Here is a 3556-nt window from a genome sequence, read left to right on the forward strand (position 1 = left end):
ACGACCGGCTCGTGGTGCAGCTGCCCAACACCGCCGAGTTCGTGATCCTCACGTACGCCTGCCTGCGCCTCGGGGTCATCCCGGTGATGGCCCTGCCGGGGCACCGCAGACACGAGATCGGCTATCTGGTCGAGCACAGCGAGGCGGTGGCCGTCGCGGTGCCGGACTTCCTGAAGGACCACGACCACCAGGCGATGGCGTTCGAGATCGCGGGGGAGTCGTCAACTCTCCGGCCATGGTCATCCGGGGCGGGGAGAACATCTCCGCCGAGGAGATCGAGAACTTCGCCTACCAGACCCCGGGCGTCGCCCGCGCCGCCGCCGTGGCGATGCCGGACGCCCGACTCGGCGAGCGGGTCTGCCTGTACGTCGTACCGGAGGCGGGGCGCACGGTGACCCTCGACGACGTCCACCACGTCATGGAGCGCGCGGGAACCGCCCCGTCGAAGAGGAGGGTCTGCTGGTCGGGCCAGTGCCGGTAGGCGGTGGCGCGGCCGACTCAGGCCCGCTGGGCGGCGGCGTGATTGACGTGTTCGGGTCCGCCTTCGACAAGTTCGGTGGCCGCGGCGGGAGGAGGAGGCGCGGCTCCGGTGGGCCCGGGTGTCTTTTGTTGGCCCGGGGCATCGTGACTGCTCTTTTCCATCGCTCATCTGTGAGACGTATTGACCCACAATTAACTTCGATACATGATGTCTCACAGATGAAGGTGGAAGTCCCATCAAGGCGGGCGCCGCTTCCACCGTCATACACAGGCCCGTTGCGGCTCTGTCGACCGAGGGAGAGCTCATGTCCGTGCACGAGGACGCCGTTGCCCTCCGCCTCGCCGACCGCGCCGCCGCTCATCAGGCCCTCAGCAAACTGAAGTACCGCAGCCCCGCCACGACCGAGGTCCGTGCCGCCGTCCTGATCGAGCGCCTCGAGGACGGCGCGGTGCGCGTCCTCGAGGGCATGGACGGCGAGGAGGGACGGAACACGGCGGTCGGCGGGCTGGTCGGAGGAGGCCCTGGACCAGCTGGCCATGTGCTACGACGCCGTCCTCGAGCGCCGCTCGGCCGACTACGTCCGCAACGAGCTGAAGGCCATGGAAGAAGGGGCCACCGAGCAGGCGAGGAAGGAACAGGCGCGACAAGAGCGGGGCGCAAACGCGCCGCGCGGCGACGCGGCACGGCGACGCGACGCGCGAGCAGGTGGCCACCGCATGACCAGGACGGGCACCGCAGACGCGGGGCGGCTTCCCCCCTGCCCCGCTCGGTGAGGGCGGGCCTCCCCGCCCGCCCTCACCGCCTTTCCCCGCCGGGCCCGTGAGATGACACCGCCACCCTTCACCTCCACGAGGAGTACACGTAATGCGAATCCTGTTCAGCGCCCCGGGCTCGGCCGCGCACGTCTTCCCCATGGTCCCGACCGCCCAGGCCCTGCGGTCGGCCGGGCACGACGTCCTGTTCGCCGGTCAGGCCCCGGTCACTGTGCTGAGGCCGACCGGATTACCCCTGGTCGAGGTGGGTGACGGAACCACCACGGCCGAGATCTTCGCTCGCTTCAGCAAGAACGGGCCGAAGGAGCTCACGCAGGAGGAGATCAACCGCTTTGCCGTGATCGGCTTTGCCGAGCACAGCCGGTCCGCCCTGGGCGATCTGTTCCGGCTGACCGAGACGTGGCGGCCGGACGTGATCGTGCACGCCACGATGCAAGGTGCGGCGCCACTCGTCGCTGCCGTGCTGGGCATCCCCACGATGGTGCACAACTTCGGTGTGACCGCGGGCCTGCCCTACGTCGAAGGGATGGCCGCCGAGTTGGCCGACGAGTACCGGGCCCGCGGGGTGACCGGGCCGCCCGAGAGCACTGTGCTCGACGTGGTCCCCGCCTCGCTCGGAGGCGACGGCACGGGCTGGCGGGTCAGGTACGTGCCGTTCAACGGCGGCGGCGCGGTGCCGGCGGACCTGGTCGCGCGCGGCGGGCGGCAGCGGGTCGTGGTCACGCTCGGCACGGCGCTGTCGCGGACGGCAGGCGCGCGGTACGTCGCCCGGCTGATCGAGCAGGCGGCCACGGTGGACGCCGACTTCCTGCTCGCCCTCGGCGGCGCCGACCTCGCGCCGTTGGGCGATCTGCCGCCCAACGTAAGGCCGTTGTCGGACTGGGTGCCGCTTGCCCAGCTGCTGGCCGGCTGCGACGCCGTGGTCCACCACGGCGGAGCGGGCTCCATGATGGCGTCGGCGGCCGTCGGCATCCCGCAGCTGTTCCTGCCGAGTGGTGCCGACCACTTCACCAATGCCGCGGCTGCCGTTGCTCAGGGCTTCGCCCTGCGCGCCGAGCCCCAGGTGGTGGACGGCGACCTGCTCGACACCCTCGTGAACGACGACTCCCTGCGCAAGGCCGCTTTCGCCATGCGGGACGAGATCGCCGCGCTTCCCTCCCCGGCCGACCTGGTCGGTGACATCGAGAACCTGGCGACCGCGCTGAGCACCGAGTCGCCTCCCGCGTGGCTCACTCGTCGGTGCCTCGGCAGCCCGCTGTCAGCGCCGCGTCCGACAGGCGCAGATGCAGGCGAAGAGCGTCCCGGCCGTGAGCAGTCAGCCTCAGACGGGCATGTCGCCCACGCGGACGAGCCACGACTCCTCGACCGCGTGGCGGAAGACGGACACGCCCAGACCGGCCGCCAGGTGGAGACGTTGCTCTGTGATGCATGGAGTGGTCGTGGAGCCGAAACCGGACGGCACCCGCGCGGCCTGGGCATGTCAGGGGGCGCCCAACACCAGGACGTTCTGACCACTGTGCGGGGGCGTTGGGTGTGCAGCACCGGTGCAGGTCTGTCCACTCTATGAACCCTTGTGGTTTCACTTCTCTGAAGGAGTCCGATGATGACCAAGTGAGGACACAAGACGGCGAGTCGGTTCTGGCGAGGGCTGTGCGGATCTTCGAGGCGTTCACGCCGGAGGAGCCCGCCCTGACCGTCTCGGAGATCTCCCGGCGTACGGGGCTGCACGTGGCGACTGCCTCGCGGCTGGTGGCCGAGCTGGTCTCGTACGGGTTCCTGACTCGGGACGCGAGCGCGCCCTCGCGAACACCCGCGGCGGAGGTGCTGTGCCCGCCAGCGCGGACGGAGACCTGGAGCCCCCGCTCCTTGGCCAGCCGTACGGCCGCCGCGACGTCGTGGGCGTCCTCGGCCAGCACGATTCCGGCCGGACGTCCTGGGGGCTTACGGCCGTTCCATACGGCGTCGCGGCGAGCTTGCTCGTAGCCCTGGTTGTCGGACCAAAGCAGCTTCCGCTCCAGTTTTCCCTCGAGTGTCACATTCTTCCTTCCGATGCGGGATGCCGGCGCTTAGGCACCGGTGAGGCGATCGAGGACAGCCGAATCGGGTCAGGTGAACGCCTCATCCGGCGTCAGGACTGTTCGTCAGCAGCCCGCTGCTCAGCTGCGCCGCGGGCCTGCTCCTGATGATCGCCCTGTCGGCGGGCGGCGCCCTCGGTCTGTCCACCGCGCTGTGGATCGCGGTCGGCGTGGACGTCGCCTCGATGGCGGTCTGGGGCTTCGCGGGCGGGCGGCGGATGGGCGGT

Annotated in this window: 2 protein-coding genes and 3 pseudogenes; 4 read left to right on the plus strand and 1 reads right to left on the minus strand. The window is 70.4% G+C overall.

Translation table 11 applies throughout. The annotated features are described in order from the left end of the window. Positions 1 to 41: 41 nt before the first annotated feature. The 4 genes and pseudogenes from CLM62_RS52350 to CLM62_RS39365 form a co-directional block, all read left to right on the plus strand. Positions 42 to 140 (plus strand): annotated as a pseudogene (locus CLM62_RS52350) (hypothetical protein); the annotation flags it as partial. A 95-nt stretch (positions 141 to 235) separates the two neighbouring features. Next, complete coding sequence (locus CLM62_RS52355; RefSeq protein WP_095754682.1) at positions 236 to 481, plus strand: hypothetical protein; 246 nt, start codon at positions 236 to 238, stop codon at positions 479 to 481. An 864-nt stretch (positions 482 to 1345) separates the two neighbouring features. Further along, on the plus strand, positions 1346 to 2821 hold the full coding sequence (locus CLM62_RS39360) for a glycosyltransferase (protein WP_095754683.1): 1476 nt from the start codon (positions 1346 to 1348) through the stop codon (positions 2819 to 2821). Beyond that, a pseudogene (locus CLM62_RS39365) lies at positions 2818 to 3030 on the plus strand (helix-turn-helix domain-containing protein); the annotation flags it as partial. The gene CLM62_RS39360 and the pseudogene CLM62_RS39365, both read left to right, overlap by 4 nt. Positions 3031 to 3107: 77 nt before the next feature. On the opposite strand, the pseudogene CLM62_RS52830 reads toward CLM62_RS39365, so the two are convergent. After that, a pseudogene (locus tag CLM62_RS52830) lies at positions 3108 to 3290 on the minus strand (FAD-binding protein); the annotation flags it as partial. Positions 3291 to 3556: the final 266 nt, after the last annotated feature.

This window comes from Streptomyces sp. SA15, from assembly GCF_002291145.1.
Classification (GTDB): domain Bacteria; phylum Actinomycetota; class Actinomycetes; order Streptomycetales; family Streptomycetaceae; genus Streptomyces.